Here is a 17,549-nt window from a genome sequence, read left to right as displayed (position 1 = left end):
CCGCGGTGCGCGGCAGTCGCCGGATCCGCCGACCGGAGCGCCGAGCGGTCCGTTCGGGCGCACCCGCGGTCTTGAGCGGTACATGCCTTCTCCTCTACCTTCACGTTTCATCCGCGTGGCCGTGGACACCAGGTCGACGGCCGTCCGCGCGGACGAAGTGGAGACCACGCATGGACCTGCGCTCTCACTCACGGATGCGGCCCGGACCGACCCGGTACCGGCGAACCGCCCCCGCCCTGCTCGGCCTCGCCACGGCCGCGGCCCTCACCGCCCTGCCGGCGGGTGCCCGGGCCGCCGAACCACCGCCCGCCGACGGCCCGGTGCTGAGCTATGTCGTCAACACCCACACCGGCCCTGCCGCGACCCGGCTCGCCGCATGGGAGATCGCCCGGGCGGGCGGCACCGTGGTGCACTCCTACCAGCAGATAGGCGTGGTGGTCGCGCACTCCGGCAACCCCGCCTTCGCCGCCACGCTGCGCGCCACCCACCTCTTCGGCTCCGTCGGTGCCACCCGTACCGCCCCGCTGGCGGCCGCGCTGGAGACCGACCCGGTCGCCCTCGGCGCGGCGGAGGCCGTGCGGGCCGCCGACACCGCCCCCGCCGCCGACGATCCGCTGCAGCCCCTGCAGTGGGACATCCGCGCCATCGGTGCCGACCGGGCGTACACCGTCACCCCGGGCAGCCGCCGGGTGCTGGTCGGTGTGGTGGACACCGGCATCGACGACACCCACCCCGACCTGGCGCCCAACTTCGACGCGGCCGACTCGGTCGACTGCGTCTCCGGTGCCCCCGACACCACTCCCGGCGCCTGGCGGCCCACCGCGGCCGCCCCCGGCTCCTACCACGGCACCCATGTCGCGGGCACCATCGCCGCAGCCCGCAACGGCATCGGTGTCACCGGGGTGGCCCCCGGCGTCCGGGTCGCCGCCGTCAAGGTGGCCGAGCCCAAGCAGAGCCTCTTCTACCCCGAGAGCGTGGTCTGCGGCTTCGTCTGGGCGGCCGAGCACCACATGGACGTGACCAACAACAGCTATTACATCGACCCCTGGTACTTCAACTGCCTCAACGACCCCGACCAGCGGGCCGTGGTGGAGGCGGTGCGCCGTGCCGCCGACTACGCCGCCCGGCGCGGCACCCTCACCGTGGCGGCGGCCGGCAACGAGGGCTGGGATCTCGCGGGCAGCAGCATCACCGACACCACCAGCCCCGACGATGCCACCACCACCACCCGCACCGTCGACCCCCGTGCCTGTCTGGACCTGCCTGCGGGCCTGCCCGGTGTGGTGACCGTCTCCGCCACCGGTGCACGCGGCCTCAAGTCGTCCTACTCCAACTACGGCCGTGACGTCATCGATGTGGCGGCCCCCGGCGGCGACAGCACCGCCTACCAGCCCCCCACGGCGCCTGCCACCAGCGGCGGCATCCTCTCCACCATGCCCGGCGGCGGCTACGCCTACCTCAACGGCACCTCCATGGCCTCCCCGCATGTGGCCGGGGTCGCGGCCCTGCTGAAGTCCGTCCACCCGTACGCCTCCCCCCGGGAGCTCACCCGGCTGCTGGAGCACCAGGCCGATCCGCTGGCCTGCCCGGACCCCTACGACATCGACGGCAACGGCACCCCCGACGCCGTGTGCCAGGGCCCGGCCTCCCACAACGGCTTCTACGGACACGGACTCGTCGACGCCTACCGGGCCGTCACCCGCTGACCGACGCAGGACCCCGCGCACGTCCCGGAGGGTGACTCCGGGGCGTGCGCCCGTGTGGCTCATTGCTCCCGGCAGTGCGTCGGCGCAGCATGCCCGAGGGCGGAGGGACCGCCCGGATCGGGGGAGCCATGCCAGCGCAGCCCAGCCGACGTGCCGCCGGACCCACCCGCCGCCGGCTGATCGCCGCCGGGGCGGCGGCGGCCACCGGGATGCTGCTCGGTGCCGCCGCACCCGTCCCGGGGCGGCGCGCCGCCCGGCCGCAGCTGCGCGGCCTCTGGGCCGCCAGCGTCAACAACGCCGACTGGCCGTCCAAGCCCGGGCTGAGCGCGGACGTCCAGCGGAACGAGCTCACCGGCATCCTGGACATGGCGGTGCGCAACCGGCTCAATGCCGTCTTCCTCCAGGTCCGGCCGAGCGCCGACACCTGCTGGCCGTCGACCGTCGAGCCCTGGTCGAAGTACCTCACGGGGACCCAGGGCCGCGATCCGGGCTGGGATCCGCTGGGCACCGCCGTCACCGAGGCCCACCGGCGCGGACTCCAACTGCACGCCTGGATGAACCCGTACCGGATCAGCCTGGACGACCGGCTGGAGGCGCTGGTGCCCGCGCACCCCGCCCGCCGCAACCCCGACTGGGTGGTCCGGTACGGCGGGAAGCTCTACTACAACCCGGGTGTCCCCGAGGCGCGGGCGCATGTGGAGGAGGCGGTGCTGGACGCCGTCCGCCGCTATCCGGTCGACGGTCTGCACTTCGACGACTACTTCTACCCCTACCCGGTCAAGGGCCAGCGGTTCGACGACGAGGAGGCGTTCGCGGCCAACGGCGACGGGCTGGAGCTCGCCGACTGGCGGCGCCGCAATGTCGACCTGCTGGTCAGCGAGGTGTACCAGCGCATCCGCACGGTGCGCTCGGGCACCGTCTTCGGGGTGAGCCCGTTCGGCGTCTGGCGGAACCGGTCCGCGGACGAGGCGGGCTCGGCGACCACCGCCGGGGTGCAGACCTTCGACGACCTCTACGCCGACACCCGCTCCTGGATCCGGCAGGGCTGGATCGACTACATCGCACCGCAGCTCTACTGGCCGATCGGCTTCAAGGCGGCCGACTACGCGACGCTGGTCGAGTGGTGGTCCCGGCAGGTGGACGGGACCGAGGTGGCGCTGCACATCGGCGAGGCCGTCTACCGGGCGGGCGACCCGGCGCAGGGCGCGGCCTGGCAGGACCCGGCGGAGCTCAGCCGCCATCTGACCCTCTGCGCCCGCTATCCGCAGGTGAAGGGCAACATCCACTACAACGCCAGCGCCGTGCTCCGCAATCGCATCGGGGCCTTCGCCGGCCTGGTGAAGGACCACTACCAGCAGTCCGCCCCCGCGGTCTGACCGCGGATCTGCGGCCGGATCGCGGGGGCGGGCCCCCGGGGCGTCAGCGCCCGGCGGTGTAGTCGTAGAAGCCGCGTCCGGACTTGCGGCCCAGCAGGCCGGCGTCCACCATCCGCAGCAGCAGCGGGGGAGCGGCGTAGAGCGGCTCCTTGTACTCGCCGTACATCGACTCCGCGATGGAGACGATGGTGTCCAGGCCGATCAGGTCGCACAGCCGCAGCGGTCCCATCGGGTGGGCGCAGCCGGCCTCCATGCCCTTGTCGATGTCCTCGGCGGTGGCCACCCCGGACTCGAACATCCGCACCGCGGAGAGCAGATACGGCACCAGCAGGGCATTGACCACGAAGCCCGCGCGGTCGCGGGCCCGGATCGGCTCCTTGCCCAGCACCTCCACCGCGAAGGCCTCGGCGCGGGCGACGGTCTCGGGCGAGGTGGTGAGCGTCGGGATCACCTCGACCAGCTTCTGCACCGGGGCCGGGTTGAAGAAGTGCAGACCGAGGACCTGCTCCGGACGGGAGGTGGCGGCGGCCAGCTTCACGATCGGGATGGAGGAGGTGTTGGAGGCCAGGACAGCGTCGCGGCGCTCCACCACCTTGTCCAGCGTCTGGAAGATCTGGACCTTGATGTCCTCGCGTTCGGCGACGGCCTCCACCACCAGGTCGCGGTCGGCGAAGTCCGCGAGCTCGGTGGTGAAGGAGATCCGGGCCATCGCCGCGTCCCGGTCCTCCTGGCTCAGCTTGCCCCGCCTGACCGCGGTGTCCAGCGAGTTGGTCAACCGGGTGCGGCCGAGTTCCAGGGCCTCGCCGGTCGCCTCGGCAACCAGTACATCGAGGCCCGTGCGGGCGAAGACCTCCGCGATGCCGGAGCCCATGAGGCCGCAGCCGACCACGCCGACGCGTCCGATGCCGCTCACACACTTGCCTTTCGTCGTATCCGGTTGGCGCAGCACGGGGGCATGGTGTGCCGGGCCGCGCTGCCGCGGACGACGTTACTCTGCCCGGTGGCACGGCTCGCGACCGGCCGTGCCGCGGGGCCCGCGGCACCCGCGTGCGCCGGGCGGTGGGGCAGGGGCCTCAGGACAGATAGTCGTTCACCTCGGATGCCGAGCGCACCCGTGCCTGTCCGGGATCCTCGTCGAACTCCTCCTTGGCCCGGCGCTGCCGCAGCAGGTCCCAGCACTGGTCGAGCTCCGTCTCCAGGACGGTCAGCTGCGCGCGGGCGAGACCGCTGTCCGTCCGGCCCTCAGCGATCTGCTGCCGCAGCTCCTTCTCCGCGGCGACCATGTCGCCGATCCGGTCGAGGATCCTCCGGTCCTGGCCGGCGGACGAAGCGGATGTCATGGTGCTACCTCCTAGGACGTCCCTTCTGCCACTCTCCTCCTCTCCCCGCCGGGGCGCACCGGTGCGACACCTCGGCGGGGGTGGTCGACCAGCCGCTGCCCGGCGGCCACAATCGAGACACCGGTCGGACCCGACGGAGGTGTGCACCGTGCCTGACGCAGCCCCGAGAATCGCCGCAGTGATCGCCCAGCTGACGGGAGGCCCCCCGCCGCTGAGGCTGCGCGCCTGGGACGGCAGCGAGGCCGGCCCCCCGGACGGACCCGTACTGGTGCTCCACGACCGCCGCGCACTGCGCCGGCTGCTGTGGCGGCCCGGCGAACTGGGTCTCGCCCGCGCTTGGGTGGCCGGCGAACTCGACATCGAGGGCGATCTCTACACCGCACTGGACCGGCTCCAGGGCACTGCCAAAGCCCCGGGCGAGGATGCGGGAGCCGGGGGGCTCGGCCGTACCGCCCTGCGTACCCTCGGCTCGCTGCGCGACCCGGGCACCCGGCGGCTGCTCGGCGGCGCCCTGGCGCTGGCCGGCACCCCGCTGCCGCCAGCGCCGCCGCCGGAGGAGGTGCGCCGCCGCCGCGGCCCCCGCCACGGCCGCTCCCGGGACCGGGCGGCGATCAGCCACCACTACGACGTGGGCAATGACTTCTACGCCCTGGTGCTGGGCCCCTCCATGGTCTACTCCTGCGCCTACTGGGCCGACGGTCCGGCCACCGGCCTGGAGCGGGCGCAGCACGCCAAGCTGGACCTGGTCTGCCGCAAGCTCGCGCTCCGCGCCGGCCAGCGGCTGCTCGACGTCGGCTGCGGCTGGGGGTCGATGGTGCTGCACGCCGCGGAGCACTACGGCGTGCGCGCGGTCGGCGTCACCCTCTCCGAGGCGCAGGCTGCCCTCGCCCGCAAGCGGGTCGCAGCCGCGGGCCTCACCGACCGGGTGGAGATCCGGATCCAGGACTACCGCGACGTCGTCGACGGCCCCTACGACGCCATCTCCTCCATCGGTATGGCCGAACATGTGGGCTCCGTGCAGTACCGGGCGTACGCGGGCCGGCTCCATGAGCTGCTGAAGCCCGGCGGACGGCTGCTCAACCACCAGATCTCCCGGCGCCCGCTGCCCGACGAGCGTGAGTACCGGCTGAACGAGTTCATCGACCGCTATGTCTTCCCCGACGGTGAGCTGGCCCCGGTGGGCGGCACGGTCTCCCTGCTGGAGGAGGCCGGCTTCGAGGTGCGGGACGTGGAGGCGCTGCGGGAGCACTATGCGCTGACGCTGCGGGCCTGGGTGTCCGGCCTGGAGGCCCACTGGGACCAGGCGGTCCGGCTGGCCGGTGCGGGCCGGGCCAGGGTCTGGCGGCTGTACATGGCCGCGTGCGTCCGTGCTTTCGAGCGCAATGAGATCGGGGTCAACCAGGTGCTGGCCGTCCGCCCCGGGCCCGGTGGCCGGTCCGGTATGCCGTGGACGCGGGGGGTGTGGCCGGCCCCGGGGGGCGCCGGCTGAGCCGTACGGGCGGACCACCGGCGCCCCAGGCGGTTCCCTCGGGGGCGGCGGGCGGCCGGTGGTTGCCCTGTTGCCCGCGGCTCACACCCGCAGCCCGCGGCGTCCGCGGGGGTTCCGGGCGGTGCGCGGAGCGGGGTCTGTCCCGGTGGACCCGGGGTGTGCGGGATGCCACACTTGCAGTGCAGCACAACCGCTGTCGCACTGACGTTGTCAAAGAGAGCGAGCGCCCCATGGCACCCCCGGCATCCACGTCAGCGGCGACACCCGACACGCCGTCCCTCACCGTGGACGAGCTGGCGGCGCGGGCCGGGATCACCGTGCGCACCGTCCGCTTCTACAGCACCAAGGGGCTGCTGCCGCCACCGGTGATCGGCCCGCGCCGGGTGGGGCACTACGGCAGGGAGCACCTCGCCCGGCTGTCCCTGATCGAGGAGCTCCAGCACCAGGGACTGACGCTCGCCGCGATCGAGCGCTATCTGGAGCAGCTCCCGGACGGCGCCAGCCCCGAGGACCTCGCCATCCACCGCGCCCTGGTGGCCTCCTGGACCCCCGGCGCACCCGAGGAGACCGACCGCACCCGGCTGGAGCGGCGCACCGGGCGCCCGCTCTCGGAGGACGACCTGGACCGGCTGGCCGCCATGGGCGTCCTGGAGCGCACCGGCGACCCGGACGTCTTCCTCGTCATGCCCGCGGTACTGCACCTGGGCGTGCGGCTGCTGGAGGTGCCCTTCCCGATGGAGACCATCGTGGCCACTCGGGAGATCGTCCAGCAGCACACCCGGGCCGTCGCCCATGAGCTGCAGGAGCTCTTCCAGGACACCGTCTGGCGCCCCTTCCGGGACGGCGACCGCAGCCCCCAGGAGGTGGAGCGGATGCGGGCGCTCACCGAGCACATCCAGCCCGTGCTGGTGCAGGCGCTGGTGACGGCGTTCCAGCGCTCGCTGCGGGAGGAGATCAGCGCCTCCCGCAGCGAGCCGCAGTGACGGTCCGGCGGAGCGCCGGCGGTCAGCCCCGGTGGTCGGCCAGCAGGGCGCCCCGCTCGGCGGTCTCCACCAGCAGCGCGGGCGGCGCAAAGCGGTCCCCGTACGCGGCCTGGAGTTCACGGGCGCGGGCGGTGAAGCCCGCCGGGCCGCCCGGGTAGCCGTCGATGTACTGGAGCACACCGCCGGTCCACGCGGGGAAGCCGATGCCGAGGAGCGACCCCACATTGGCGTCCGCCACCGAGGTCAGCACCCCCTCCTCCAGGCAGCGCACCGAGTCCAGCGCCTCGGCGAAGAGCATCCGCTCCTGCATGTCCCGGAACGGCACCTCGCTGCCGTCGCGGGTGAAGTGCTCCCGCAGTCCGGGCCACAGCCCGACCCTGCGGCCGTCCTGGTAGCTGTAGAAGCCCGCCCCGGCGCTGCGCCCCGGCCGGTCGAACTCCTCGACCATCCGGTCGACCACCGCGTCCGCGGGGTGCGGCTGCCAGGTGCCGCCGGCCTCCTCCACCGCGCGGCGCGACTCCTCGCGGATCCTCCTCGGCAGGGTCAGCGTCAACTCGTCCATCAGCGACAGCACCTTCGCCGGGTAGCCGGCCTGGGCGGCGGCCTGTTCCACCGAGGCGGGGTCCACCCCCTCGCCGACCATCGCCACGCCCTCGTTGATGAAGTGGCCGATCACCCGGGAGGTGAAGAAGCCCCGCGAGTCATTGACCACGATCGGCGTCTTGCGGATCTGCCGCACCAGGTCGAACGCCCTGGCCGTCGCGGCGTCCCCGGTGGCGGTGCCGCGGACGATCTCCACCAGCGGCATCCGGTCCACCGGGGAGAAGAAGTGCAGGCCCACGAAGTCCTGCCGGCGCTCCACGCCCTCCGCCAGCAGGCTGATCGGCAGGGTGGAGGTGTTGGAGCAGAGCAGTGCGTCGGGGGCGACGATCCCCTCGATCTCCTGGAACACCTTCTGCTTGAGCTCCGGGTTCTCAAAGACCGCCTCGATCACCGCGTCGCAGCCGGCCAGGTCGGCGGGGTCCGCGGTGGGGGTGATCCGGGCCAGCAGCGCGGTGCGCTCCTCGGCGGTGGACCGGCCGCGGCCGACCGCCTTGTCCAGCAGCGTCCGGGAGTAGCCCTTGCCGCGCTCCGCGGCTTCCAGGGAGACGTCCTTGAGGACCACCTCGATACCGGCCCGTGCGCAGGAGTAGGCGATCCCCGCCCCCATCATCCCGGCGCCGAGCACCGCCACCCGGCGCACGGTGTGCGCGGGCACCCCGGAGGGTCGGGCGGCGCCGGAGTTGACGGCCTGTATGTCGAAGAAGAACGCCTTGATCATGTTCTTGGAGTTCTGACCGCACACCAGCTCGGTGAAGTAGCGCGCCTCGATCTCCATCGCCGTGTCGATGTCCACCTGGGCGCCTTCCACGGCCGCGGCCAGGATGTTGCGCGGCGCGGGATAGGGGGCTCCGCCCAGCCGCTCGCGCAGACTGGCGGGGAAGGCGGGCAGCTGGGCGGCGAGGGCGGGGGTGGCCGGGGTGCCGCCCGGGATGCGGTAGCCCTTGGCGTCCCACGGCTGGACGACGTCGGGGCAGGCGGCGACGTAGGCGCGGGCCTGCGCCAGCAGCTGCTCCCGGTCGGCCGCGACGGCGTGCACCAGCCCGGCCTCCAGGGCCCGCTGCGGGCCGTACCGCCTGCCCTCCAGCAGCACCTTCAGCAGGGCGTCGGTGATCCCCAGCAGCCGCACCGTGCGCACCACACCGCCGCCTCCGGGCAGCAGCCCGAGGGTCACCTCGGGCAGGCCGACCTTGGCGCCGGGCGTGTCCAGGACGATCCGGTGGTGGCAGGCCAGGGCGAGCTCCAGGCCGCCGCCGAGCGCGGCGCCGTTGATCGCGGCGACGACCGGGCGGCCCAGCGTCTCCAGGCGGCGCAGCAGCCGCTTGAGGTGCATGGAGGAGGCGAAGACCGCTTCGGCCTGCTCGGGGGTGGCGCGGATCAGATCGCGCAGGTCCCCGCCGGCGAAGAAGGTCTTCTTGGCGGAGGTGACGATCACACCGCGGACCGACTCGCGCTCCGCCTCCAGGCGGTCCACGACCGTCTCCAGGGAGGCGGTGAAGGCGGCGTTCATGGTGTTGGCGGACTGCTCGGGGTCGTCCAGGACGAGGGTGACGACGCCGTCCTCGTCCTGCTCCCAGCGGATGGTGGTGCGTGTCGACACGGTGGTTCTCTCCAGGTCTGCCGAGGGTGGGGTGCGGGGCGGGGTGCGGGCTCCGGCGGGCGGTGTCAGCGCAGGCGCTCGACGACGGTGGCGATGCCCATGCCGCCGCCGACGCACAGTGTGGCCAGGCCGTAGCGCAGGTCGCGCCGCTCCAGCTCGTCGACCAGGGTGCCCAGGATCATGGCGCCGGTGGCACCGAGCGGATGGCCCATGGCGATGGAGCCGCCATTGACGTTCACCCGCTCGGGATCGAGCCCCAGATCGCGGACGAAGCGCAGCACCACGGAGGCGAAGGCCTCGTTGATCTCCACCAGGTCCAGCTGGTCCACCGTCAGTCCGGCCTTGGCCAGCGCCTTTCGGGAGGCCGGCGCGGGCCCGGTGAGCATCACGGTCGGGTCGGAGCCGGAGACCGCAGCGGAGACGATCCGGGCGCGCGGGCGCAGGCCGTGGCGCTCGCCGGCCTCGGGGGAGCCGATGGCGACCAGGGCGGCCCCGTCCACGATGCCGGAGGAGTTGCCGGCGGTGTGGACGTGGTCGATCCGCTCCACCCAGTGGTACTTCTGCAGCGCCACCGCGTCGAAGCCGCCCAGTGCCCCGATGTCCGCGAAGGACGGCTTCAGGGCGGCCAGGGTGTCCACGGTGGTGCCGGGACGGATGTGCTCGTCCCGGTCGAGCACGGTGAGGCCGTTGCGGTCCAGCACCGGTACCACCGAGCGGTCGAACCAGCCGTTGGTCCACGCCCTGGCCGCCCGGGCCTGGGACTCGGCCGCATAGGCGTCCACCACGTCGCGGGAGAACCCCTCCAGGGTGGCGATCAGGTCGGCGCCTATGCCCTGCGGCACGAACCGGGTCTGGTAGTTGGTCATCGGGTCCAGCGCCCAGGCGCCCCCGTCGGAGCCCATGGGCACCCGGGACATCGACTCCACGCCGCCCGCCAGCACCAGGTCCTCCCAGCCGGAGCGGACCTTGGCGGCCGCCAGGTTGACCGCCTCCAGGCCGGAGGCGCAGAACCGGTTCTCCTGGACTCCCGCCACGGTGTCCGGCAGCCCCGCGGCCATGGCGGCCGTACGGGCGATGTCGGCGCCCTGGTCGCCGATCGGGCTGACCACCCCGAGGACGATGTCGTCCACCGCGGCCGGGTCCAGCCCCGGCAGCCGGCGGCGCAGTTCGTGGATCAGGCCGACCACCAGGTCGACCGGCTTGGTGCCGTGCAGGGACCCGGAGGCCTTGCCGCGCCCGCGAGGGGTGCGGATCGCCTCGTAGAGAAACGCCTCGGTGCTCAACGTCGCCGCCTTTCGCAGCATCTTGGGGACGGGGTGCGGGCGGGGTGCGGGGGCGGAGGACATCGCGCGGGCGATGCGGTCACGCCGCGCGCTCATTCCCGCGCGGGGGCGGTGGGCCCGGGGGTGTCCGGCCCGGGGGCTGGTACGGGTCCGCCGCTGCCGGGTAGTGGGGTGCCGGGCCGGAGGGCGTCGGGCCGGAGGGCGTCGCTCCGTGCGGGGCCGTGCTCCGCCAGAGCGGGCAGCTGCCAGTCGCGGGCCACCTCCGCGGTGTGGGCGCCGGGGAGGGCCGGCGGCCGGCGCAGGGTGCCGGGGGTGGCGGAGAAGCGCGGCGCCGGGGCGGGCTGGGGGAGTCCGCCTGCCTCGGTGTAGGTGCCGCGGGCCCGCAGATGGGGGTGGTCGGCGGCCTCGCGCAGCGACAGCACCGGCGATACACAGGCGTCGGTCCCCTCGAAGGTCCGGGTCCACTCGGCGCGGGTGCGGGTGGCGAAGCGGGCGGCGATCCGGGCGCGCAGCTCCGGCCAGCGGGCCGGGTCGTCGCGGTCCGGGGCGTCCTCGCCGAGGTCCAGCAGCCGGGCGAACTCGGCGTAGAACTGCGGTTCCAGCGCCCCGACGGCCATCCAGCCGCCGTCCGAGGCGGCGTACACCGCGTAGTACGGGCAGCCGCCGTCCAGCAGATTGGCGCCGCGCCGGTCCTGCCAGGCCCCGGCGGCGAGCATGCCCCAGAGCATCGAGCCGAGGTGCGCGGTGCCGTCGACGATGGCTGCGTCGACCACCTGTCCGGCGCCGGCGGCACGGGCGTGGTGCAGTGCGGCCAGCACACCCACCACCAGATAGAGCGAGCCGCCCGCATAGTCGCCCAGCAGATTGGCGGGGATGGACGGCGGGCCGTCGGGCGGGCCGATCAGGCCGAGGGCTCCGGCGGTGGCGATGTAGCCGATGTCGTGTCCGGCGCAGGAAGCCAGGGGACCGTCCTGCCCCCACCCGGTCATCCGCCCGTACACCAGCCGGGGGTTGCGGGCCAGGCAGACGTCGGGGCCCACCCCCAGCCGCTCGGCGACGCCGGGGCGGAAGCCCTCCAGCACCACATCGGCCCGCTCGACCAGGTCCAGCAGCAGCGAGGGGCCGTCCGGCGCCTTGAGGTCCAGCAGCACCGACCGCTTGTTGCGGTTGGTGATGTCACGGGCCGGATCGATGCCCAGCGCGGCCGGTCCAGGGCGGTCGACGCGGACCACATCGGCGCCGAGGTCGGCCAGCAGCATCCCGGCGAAGGGCGCGGGCCCGATCCCCGCCAGCTCGACCACCGTCACCCCGGCCAGTGGACCGGACGGTCCTGCCGTGGGGGCGTTCTCCATGGTGTGCTCGCCTTCACTGGTTCACGGGGTGATGCCGGGGTGCGGCCGGGCATCGGGTCCTGGCGCGGCGGCCGGCGGGCAGCCGAGGGGCGTACCGGGCCGGTGTCGGTGCGCCGGGCGCTGCCGCACCCTCGGTGGGGGCGCCCCCGTGGCGGGGCGCGGCCTCGGGCCCGGCGTACCGGCGGCGGCCTCGGCGGGGGCGTTCTGATCGTGCAGCACCGGTTGCCCGACGGGTGCCAGCGACTCGGGGGAGCGGTGTGTGCGGCCGGTGTGCTGCCGTTCGGACAGCTGCGGATCGGGCGCGGGGGAGCGCGGCGGGGGCACGGGCTGGGGCGCGCTCATCGGCCTTCTCCGCTGTGTGACATCACTGGTGTAACACGGGGGATGTTAGAAGTGTGGAGCGGCCCGCGCAAGCGTGTCTGCGACGCGCGCCCCGCCCCGGGGGGCGGGCCGTGCCGTGGATGCGCCCGGCCGCGCCGGGGGTCGGGCGCGCTGAACCGCCGCGTCCGCCGGCCGCGGGTCGGGGAGAATGGGGGGCGGTGTCCAGCCGTCACCGGTGACGGCCCCGCCGCCCGGGGGCGACCGTACGACCTTGCATGAGTTTGCTTCGATGCGTATATTCATGCTCAGTCGTAGGAAGGATCACCATGGCATTCCGGGCAGCCGTCGCAGGCGCGAGCGGATACGCGGGCGGCGAGGTGCTGCGCCTGCTGCTGGGTCACCCCGAGATCGAGATCGGGGCACTCACCGGAGGTTCCAACGCCGGAACCGCTCTCGGATCCCTCCAGCCGCACCTGCTGCCGCTCGCCGACCGCATCCTGGAGCCCACCACCCCCGAGGTGCTGGCCGGGCACGACGTGGTCTTCCTGGCTCTGCCGCACGGCCAGTCCGCCGCCGTCGCCGAGGCGCTCGGCGAGGAGGTGCTGGTGGTCGACTGCGGCGCCGACTTCCGGCTGCGGGAACCCGCCGACTGGGAGCGGTTCTACGGTTCGGCGCACGCCGGCACCTGGCCGTACGGACTGCCCGAGCTGCCCGGCCACCGGGACGTGCTCAAGGGCACCCGGCGGATCGCCGTCCCCGGCTGCTACCCCACCGCCGTCTCGCTCGCCCTCTTCCCCGCCTACGCCGCCGGGCTCGCCGAACCCGAGGCGGTGGTGGTCGCGGCCTCCGGCACCTCCGGAGCGGGCAAGGCGCCCAAGCCGCACCTGCTCGGCAGCGAGGTGATGGGCTCGATGAGCCCGTACGGCGTCGGCGGCGTCCACCGGCACACCCCCGAGATGGTGCAGAACCTCAGCGCCGTCGCCGGTGAGCGGGTCACCGTCTCCTTCACCCCCACGCTCGCCCCGATGCCCCGGGGCATCCTCGCCACCTGCAGCGTCAAGGCCCGGCCGGGCACCACCGCGGCGGCGGTGCGCGCCGCCTACGCCGACGCCTTCGCAGGCGAGCCGTTCACCCGGCTGCTGCCCGAGGGGCAGTGGCCGGCCACCTCCGCGGTCTACGGTTCCAACGCCGCGCTGGTGCAGGTGGCGCTGGACGAGGCCGCCGGGCGGATCGTGGTGGTGAGCGCCATCGACAATCTCACCAAGGGGACCGGCGGCGGCGCCGTGCAGAGCATGAACCTCGCCCTGGGTCTCCCCGAGACCCTCGGCCTGCCGCTGATCGGAGTCGCGCCGTGACCACCCTCCCCCTCGCGGGCACCGGCGTCACGGCGGCCCGCGGCTTCCGGGCCGCCGGGGTCACCGCGGGCATCAAGGCGTCCGGCACACCCGACCTCGCCCTGGTGGTCAACGACGGCCCGGCCCTGGCCGCGGCGGGAGTCTTCACCTCCAACCGGATCAAGGCCGCGCCGGTGCTCTGGTCCCAGCAGGTGCTCAAGGGCGGTCTGGTCTCCGCGGTGGTGCTCAACTCCGGTGGCGCCAACGCCTGCACCGGTCCGCTGGGCTTCCAGGACACCCACGCCACCGCCGAGCGGGTCGCCGAGGCGCTCGACTGCAATGCCGGGGAGGTCGCCGTCTGCTCCACCGGACTGATCGGCGAGCGGCTGCCCATGGAGAAGCTGCTGCCCGGCGTCGACCAGGCCGCCCTGGCGCTCGCCGCCGACGGCGGCGAGGCCGCCGCGGTCGCCATCAAGACCACCGACACCGTCCACAAGACCGCATCCGCCACCGTCGGCGGCTGGACGGTCGGCGGCATGGCCAAGGGCGCCGGGATGCTCGCGCCCGGCCTCGCCACCATGCTGGTCGTGCTCACCACCGACGCCGCGGTCGACTCCCCGGGGCTGGACGCCGCGCTGCGCGCCGCCACCCGGACCACCTTCGACCGGATCGACTCCGACGGCTGCATGTCCACCAATGACACCGTGCTGCTGCTCGCCTCCGGTGCCTCCGGCATCACCCCCGACCCCGAGGAGTTCGCCGAGGCCGTCCGCGCCGTCAGCGCGGACCTCGCCCGGCAGCTGATCGGCGACGCCGAGGGGGCCTCCAAGGACATCCGGATCGACGTCACCGGGGCGGCCACCGAGAACGACGCCCTGGAGGTGGCCCGCAGCGTCGCCCGCAACAACCTCCTCAAGTGTGCCGTGCACGGCGAGGACCCCAACTGGGGCCGGGTGCTCTCCGCCATCGGCACCACCGCAGCGGCCTTCGACCCCGACAGCCTGGACGTCGCCATCAACGGCGTCTGGGTCTGCCGGAGCGGTCAGACCGGCGACGACCGGAACCTTGTCGACATGTCGCCCCGCGAGGTGGTCATCACCGCCGACCTGCACGCGGGCAACGCCACCGCCACCGTCTGGACCAACGACCTCACCGCCGACTACGTCCACGAGAACAGCGCTTACAGCACCTGAACCAGCGTGATCCCCATGACACTTGAGAAGAAGTCAGCAGCAGCGACCCACGGGGGACCCGTGAACACCGAGCCGGCCGCCAAACAGGCCCGCAACCACACCGCCCTGCCCAAGGCCCGCACCCTCATCGAGGCCCTGCCCTGGCTGGAGCGGTTCCACGGCAGAACGGTCGTCGTCAAGTTCGGCGGCAACGCCATGGTCGACGAGGAGCTCAAGCGCGCCTTCGCCCAGGACGTCGTCTTCCTCCGCTACGCCGGCATCAAGCCGGTCGTGGTGCACGGCGGAGGCCCCCAGATCAACGCCCACCTCGACCGGCTCGGTCTGGAGTCCAGCTTCACCGCCGGTCTGCGGGTCACCACCGCCGAGACCATGGACGTGGTCCGCATGGTGCTGGCCGGCCAGGTGCAGCGGCAGCTGGTCGGCCTGCTCAACGAGCACGGCCCGTTCGCCGTCGGTATGACCGGTGAGGACGCCCACATCCTCACCGCCGTCAAGCGCTATGCCGAGGTCGACGGCGAGCAGGTGGACATCGGCCTGGTCGGCGACATCGTCAAGGTCGAGCCCGGCGCGGTCCAGGCCCTGCTGGACGACGGCCGTATCCCGGTGGTCTCCTCCATCGCCCGCAGCGACGACGGCCATGTCTACAACATCAACGCCGACCTCGCCGCCTCCGCCCTGGCCTCGGCGCTGGGCGCCGAGATGCTGGTGGTGCTCACCGATGTCGAGGGCCTCTACGCCGACTGGCCGGCCAGCGACGATGTGATCAGCCGGCTCACCGCAAGTGAGCTGGAGGAGCTGATGCCGACCCTGTCCAGCGGCATGGTGCCCAAGATGGAGGGGTGCCTGCAGGCGGTGCGCGACGGCGTCGGTACCGCGAGGGTGCTCGACGGCCGCGTCCAGCACTCCCTGCTGCTGGAGATCTTCACCGACGAGGGCGTCGGCACCATGGTGGTGCCCGACCCCGTCGACGACACCATCGACGACCTGAACCACGGGGGACTGGCATGACCACCAACGCCGAACTCACCAGCCGCTGGCAGCACAGTCTGATGGACAACTACGGCACCCCCCGGGTGCCGCTGGTCAGCGGAGAGGGCGCCCACTTCACCGACGCCGACGGCAAGGTCTACCGCGACTTCGTCGGCGGGATCGCGGTCAATGCGCTGGGCACCGCCCACCCCGCCGTGGTCGAGGCGGTGAGCAAGCAGATCGCCACCATCGGCCATGTCTCCAACCTCTTCATCTCCGAGCCCCCGGTGCGGCTCGCCGAGCGGCTGATCGAGCTGCTCGGCCGCCCCGGCCGGGTCTACTTCTCCAACTCCGGCGCCGAGGCCGTGGAGTGCGCCTTCAAGATCGGCCGGCGTACCGGGCGGACCCATATGGTGGCCACCACCGGCGGCTTCCACGGCCGCACCATGGGCGCCCTCGCCCTCACCGGCCAGCCCGCCAAGCAGGAGCCCTTCCGCCCGCTGCCCGGCGATGTCACCCATGTCCCGTACGGCAGTGTCACCGCGCTCCGCGAGGCGGTCACCGAGGAGACCGCCCTCGTCGTCATCGAGCCCATCCAGGGCGAGAACGGAGTGATCCCCGCCCCCGACGGCTATCTGGCCGCCGCCCGCGAGATCACCCGCGCCACCGGCACCCTGCTGGTGCTGGACGAGGTCCAGACCGGCGTCGGCCGTACCGGCCACTGGTTCGCCCACCAGGCACTGGGCATCGAGCCCGATGTCATCACCCTCGCCAAGGGGCTCGGCGGCGGTCTGCCGATCGGCGCCACCATCGCCTTCGGCGAGGCGGCCGACCTGTTGACGCCGGGCCAGCACGGCACCACCTTCGGTGGCAACCCGGTGGTCTGCGCCGCCGCCCTCGCGGTCCTGGACACAATCGCCGCCGAGGGGCTGCTGGACCACGTCAAGCGGCTCGGGGAGAGGCTGCGGCAGGGCGTCGAGGCCATCGGCGACCCGCTGGTCTCCCGGGTCCGCGGGGCCGGGCTGCTGCTCGGCATCGTCCTCGAGCGGCCGCTGGCCGCGCAGGTCCAGCAGGCCGCCCAGCAGGCCGGCTTCCTGGTCAACGCGTGCGTCCCCGACACCGTCCGGCTGGCCCCGCCGCTGGTGGTGACCGACGACGATGTGGACGCCCTGCTCGCCGCCCTGCCGCAGATCCTGGCCGACGTACGGGATGCTGTGCCCGCCGAAGACCTCCGACCGTAGGAGAGCCGCCGCTCATGACCGATGTCCACCGCGCCCAGGCCGGGCAGCCGGCGCCGCAGGTCCCGCAGACCCGCACCGCACGGCACCGGCGGATCGTGGACCTGCTGACCCGCCAGCCCGTGCGGTCCCAGAGCCAGCTCGCCAAGCTGCTCGCCGACGACGGGCTGGTGGTCACCCAGGCCACGCTCTCCCGGGACCTGGACGAGCTGGGCGCGGTCAAGATCCGCAACAAGGACGGCGCCCTGATCTACGCCGTCCCCGCGGAGGGCGGTGACCGCACCCCCAGGGCGCCCCTGGGCGAGTCGGCCACCGAGGCCAGGATGGGCCGGCTGGCCGGTGAACTGATGGTCTCGGCGACCGCCTCCGGCAATCTGGTGGTGCTGCGCACTCCGCCGGGCGCAGCGCAGTTCCTGGCCTCCGCCATCGACCAGGCGGAGGTGTTCGAGATCATCGGCACCATCGCGGGCGACGACACCGTGCTGCTGATCAGCCGGGACGCCCAGGGCGGCCAGGAGCTCGCCGACCACCTGATGCAGCTGGCCCAGGCCAAGAACCCCTGAGTGCCCCCCCACGGCCCTGGGGCCTGCCGTCCGCACCGGACGGCAGGCCCAGGGCCGTTTCCGGCTGGCCCGTGACGCGGGTGGGCACCGTCACTCCGCCAGTCTGTGGCTGCCCCCGAAGCCCGTGGTCCGGGACCGTTCGGCCGCCCCGCTTTGAATTCCATACGGACTCATGCATACTTATACCTAGCACCGCATGGAG

At 73.4% G+C, this 17,549-nt stretch carries 14 protein-coding genes; 9 read left to right on the top strand and 5 right to left on the bottom strand.

Going from position 1 to position 17,549, the window contains the following annotated elements; translation table 11 throughout:
- Positions 1-194: 194 nt before the first annotated feature.
- Complete coding sequence (locus tag AB0761_RS08295) at positions 195-1,706, top strand: S8 family serine peptidase (protein WP_377273970.1); 1,512 nt, start codon at positions 195-197, stop codon at positions 1,704-1,706.
- 128 nt (positions 1,707-1,834) lie between these two features.
- Positions 1,835-3,082, top strand: a complete 1,248-nt coding sequence (locus tag AB0761_RS08290) for a glycoside hydrolase family 10 protein (RefSeq protein WP_377268321.1) — start codon at positions 1,835-1,837, stop codon at positions 3,080-3,082.
- A 43-nt stretch (positions 3,083-3,125) separates the two neighbouring features.
- Here the strand turns inward: AB0761_RS08290 and AB0761_RS08285 are convergent, their stop codons facing one another.
- Positions 3,126-3,995 (bottom strand): 3-hydroxybutyryl-CoA dehydrogenase, encoded by an 870-nt coding sequence (locus tag AB0761_RS08285; RefSeq protein ID WP_377268320.1) that lies wholly within the window; start codon positions 3,993-3,995, stop codon positions 3,126-3,128.
- 160 nt (positions 3,996-4,155) lie between these two features.
- Positions 4,156-4,422, bottom strand: coding sequence for a DUF2630 family protein (locus AB0761_RS08280; RefSeq protein ID WP_377268319.1), 267 nt, complete (start codon positions 4,420-4,422; stop codon positions 4,156-4,158).
- Positions 4,423-4,570: 148 nt separating this feature from the next.
- Here AB0761_RS08280 and AB0761_RS08275 point away from each other — a divergent pair, with 148 nt between their 5' ends.
- Complete coding sequence (locus AB0761_RS08275; RefSeq protein WP_377268318.1) at positions 4,571-5,911, top strand: class I SAM-dependent methyltransferase; 1,341 nt, start codon at positions 4,571-4,573, stop codon at positions 5,909-5,911.
- A 230-nt stretch (positions 5,912-6,141) separates the two neighbouring features.
- Positions 6,142-6,894, top strand: a complete 753-nt coding sequence (locus tag AB0761_RS08270; RefSeq protein ID WP_377268317.1) for a MerR family transcriptional regulator — start codon at positions 6,142-6,144, stop codon at positions 6,892-6,894.
- A 22-nt stretch (positions 6,895-6,916) separates the two neighbouring features.
- On the opposite strand, the gene AB0761_RS08265 is transcribed toward AB0761_RS08270, so the two are convergent.
- The 3 genes from AB0761_RS08265 to AB0761_RS08255 all read right to left on the bottom strand — a co-directional run bounded on the left by AB0761_RS08265 (position 6,917) and on the right by AB0761_RS08255 (position 11,729).
- Positions 6,917-9,094: a 3-hydroxyacyl-CoA dehydrogenase NAD-binding domain-containing protein gene (locus AB0761_RS08265; RefSeq protein WP_377268316.1), complete on the bottom strand. Its 2,178-nt coding sequence runs from the start codon at positions 9,092-9,094 to the stop codon at positions 6,917-6,919.
- A 65-nt stretch (positions 9,095-9,159) separates the two neighbouring features.
- Positions 9,160-10,377 carry an acetyl-CoA C-acetyltransferase gene (locus AB0761_RS08260; RefSeq protein ID WP_377268315.1) on the bottom strand — a complete coding sequence of 406 codons (1,218 nt, stop codon included), beginning with the start codon at positions 10,375-10,377 and terminating at the stop codon, positions 9,160-9,162.
- A gap of 92 nt (positions 10,378-10,469) precedes the next feature.
- Entirely contained in the window at positions 10,470-11,729 is a 1,260-nt protein-coding gene (locus AB0761_RS08255; RefSeq protein WP_377268314.1) for a CaiB/BaiF CoA transferase family protein, read from the bottom strand.
- Between the two features lie 647 nt (positions 11,730-12,376).
- Between AB0761_RS08255 and argC the strand changes: the two genes are divergently transcribed.
- From argC to AB0761_RS08230, 5 genes are read left to right on the top strand one after another with little or no spacing between them, the layout of a single operon-like run.
- The gene (argC, locus tag AB0761_RS08250; RefSeq protein WP_377268313.1) at positions 12,377-13,405 is read left to right on the top strand and encodes an N-acetyl-gamma-glutamyl-phosphate reductase; all 1,029 of its coding nucleotides are present in this window, start codon (positions 12,377-12,379) and stop codon (positions 13,403-13,405) included.
- Positions 13,402-14,577 (top strand): bifunctional glutamate N-acetyltransferase/amino-acid acetyltransferase ArgJ, encoded by a 1,176-nt coding sequence (gene argJ, locus AB0761_RS08245; protein WP_377268312.1) that lies wholly within the window; start codon positions 13,402-13,404, stop codon positions 14,575-14,577. Before argC ends, argJ begins: the two co-directional genes overlap by 4 nt.
- 15 nt (positions 14,578-14,592) lie before the next feature.
- The gene (argB, locus tag AB0761_RS08240; RefSeq protein ID WP_377268311.1) at positions 14,593-15,585 is read left to right on the top strand and encodes an acetylglutamate kinase; all 993 of its coding nucleotides are present in this window, start codon (positions 14,593-14,595) and stop codon (positions 15,583-15,585) included.
- Positions 15,582-16,787 (top strand): acetylornithine transaminase, encoded by a 1,206-nt coding sequence (locus AB0761_RS08235; protein ID WP_377268310.1) that lies wholly within the window; start codon positions 15,582-15,584, stop codon positions 16,785-16,787. The genes argB and AB0761_RS08235 overlap by 4 nt, the downstream gene beginning before the upstream one ends.
- A 14-nt stretch (positions 16,788-16,801) precedes the next feature.
- Positions 16,802-17,347 carry an arginine repressor gene (locus AB0761_RS08230; protein ID WP_377268309.1) on the top strand — a complete coding sequence of 182 codons (546 nt, stop codon included), beginning with the start codon at positions 16,802-16,804 and terminating at the stop codon, positions 17,345-17,347.
- The last annotated feature ends 202 nt before the right edge of the window (positions 17,348-17,549 follow it).

The organism is Peterkaempfera podocarpi, from assembly GCF_042466665.1.
In the GTDB taxonomy this organism is placed as follows: Bacteria; Actinomycetota; Actinomycetes; order Streptomycetales; family Streptomycetaceae; genus Peterkaempfera; species Peterkaempfera podocarpi.
This window is presented reverse-complemented; position numbering and strand designations above follow the sequence as displayed.

Coding starts and splice junctions, on each gene's coding strand:
- AB0761_RS08295 (WP_377273970.1), top strand. CDS start 195: ATGCGGCCCGGACCGACCCGGTACCGGCGAACCGCCCCCGCCCTGCTC.
- AB0761_RS08290 (WP_377268321.1), top strand. CDS start 1,835: ATGCCAGCGCAGCCCAGCCGACGTGCCGCCGGACCCACCCGCCGCCGG.
- AB0761_RS08280 (WP_377268319.1), bottom strand. CDS start 4,422: ATGACATCCGCTTCGTCCGCCGGCCAGGACCGGAGGATCCTCGACCGG.
- AB0761_RS08270 (WP_377268317.1), top strand. CDS start 6,142: ATGGCACCCCCGGCATCCACGTCAGCGGCGACACCCGACACGCCGTCC.
- AB0761_RS08255 (WP_377268314.1), bottom strand. CDS start 11,729: ATGGAGAACGCCCCCACGGCAGGACCGTCCGGTCCACTGGCCGGGGTG.
- argC (WP_377268313.1), top strand. CDS start 12,377: ATGGCATTCCGGGCAGCCGTCGCAGGCGCGAGCGGATACGCGGGCGGC.
- argB (WP_377268311.1), top strand. CDS start 14,593: ATGACACTTGAGAAGAAGTCAGCAGCAGCGACCCACGGGGGACCCGTG.
- AB0761_RS08235 (WP_377268310.1), top strand. CDS start 15,582: ATGACCACCAACGCCGAACTCACCAGCCGCTGGCAGCACAGTCTGATG.
- AB0761_RS08230 (WP_377268309.1), top strand. CDS start 16,802: ATGACCGATGTCCACCGCGCCCAGGCCGGGCAGCCGGCGCCGCAGGTC.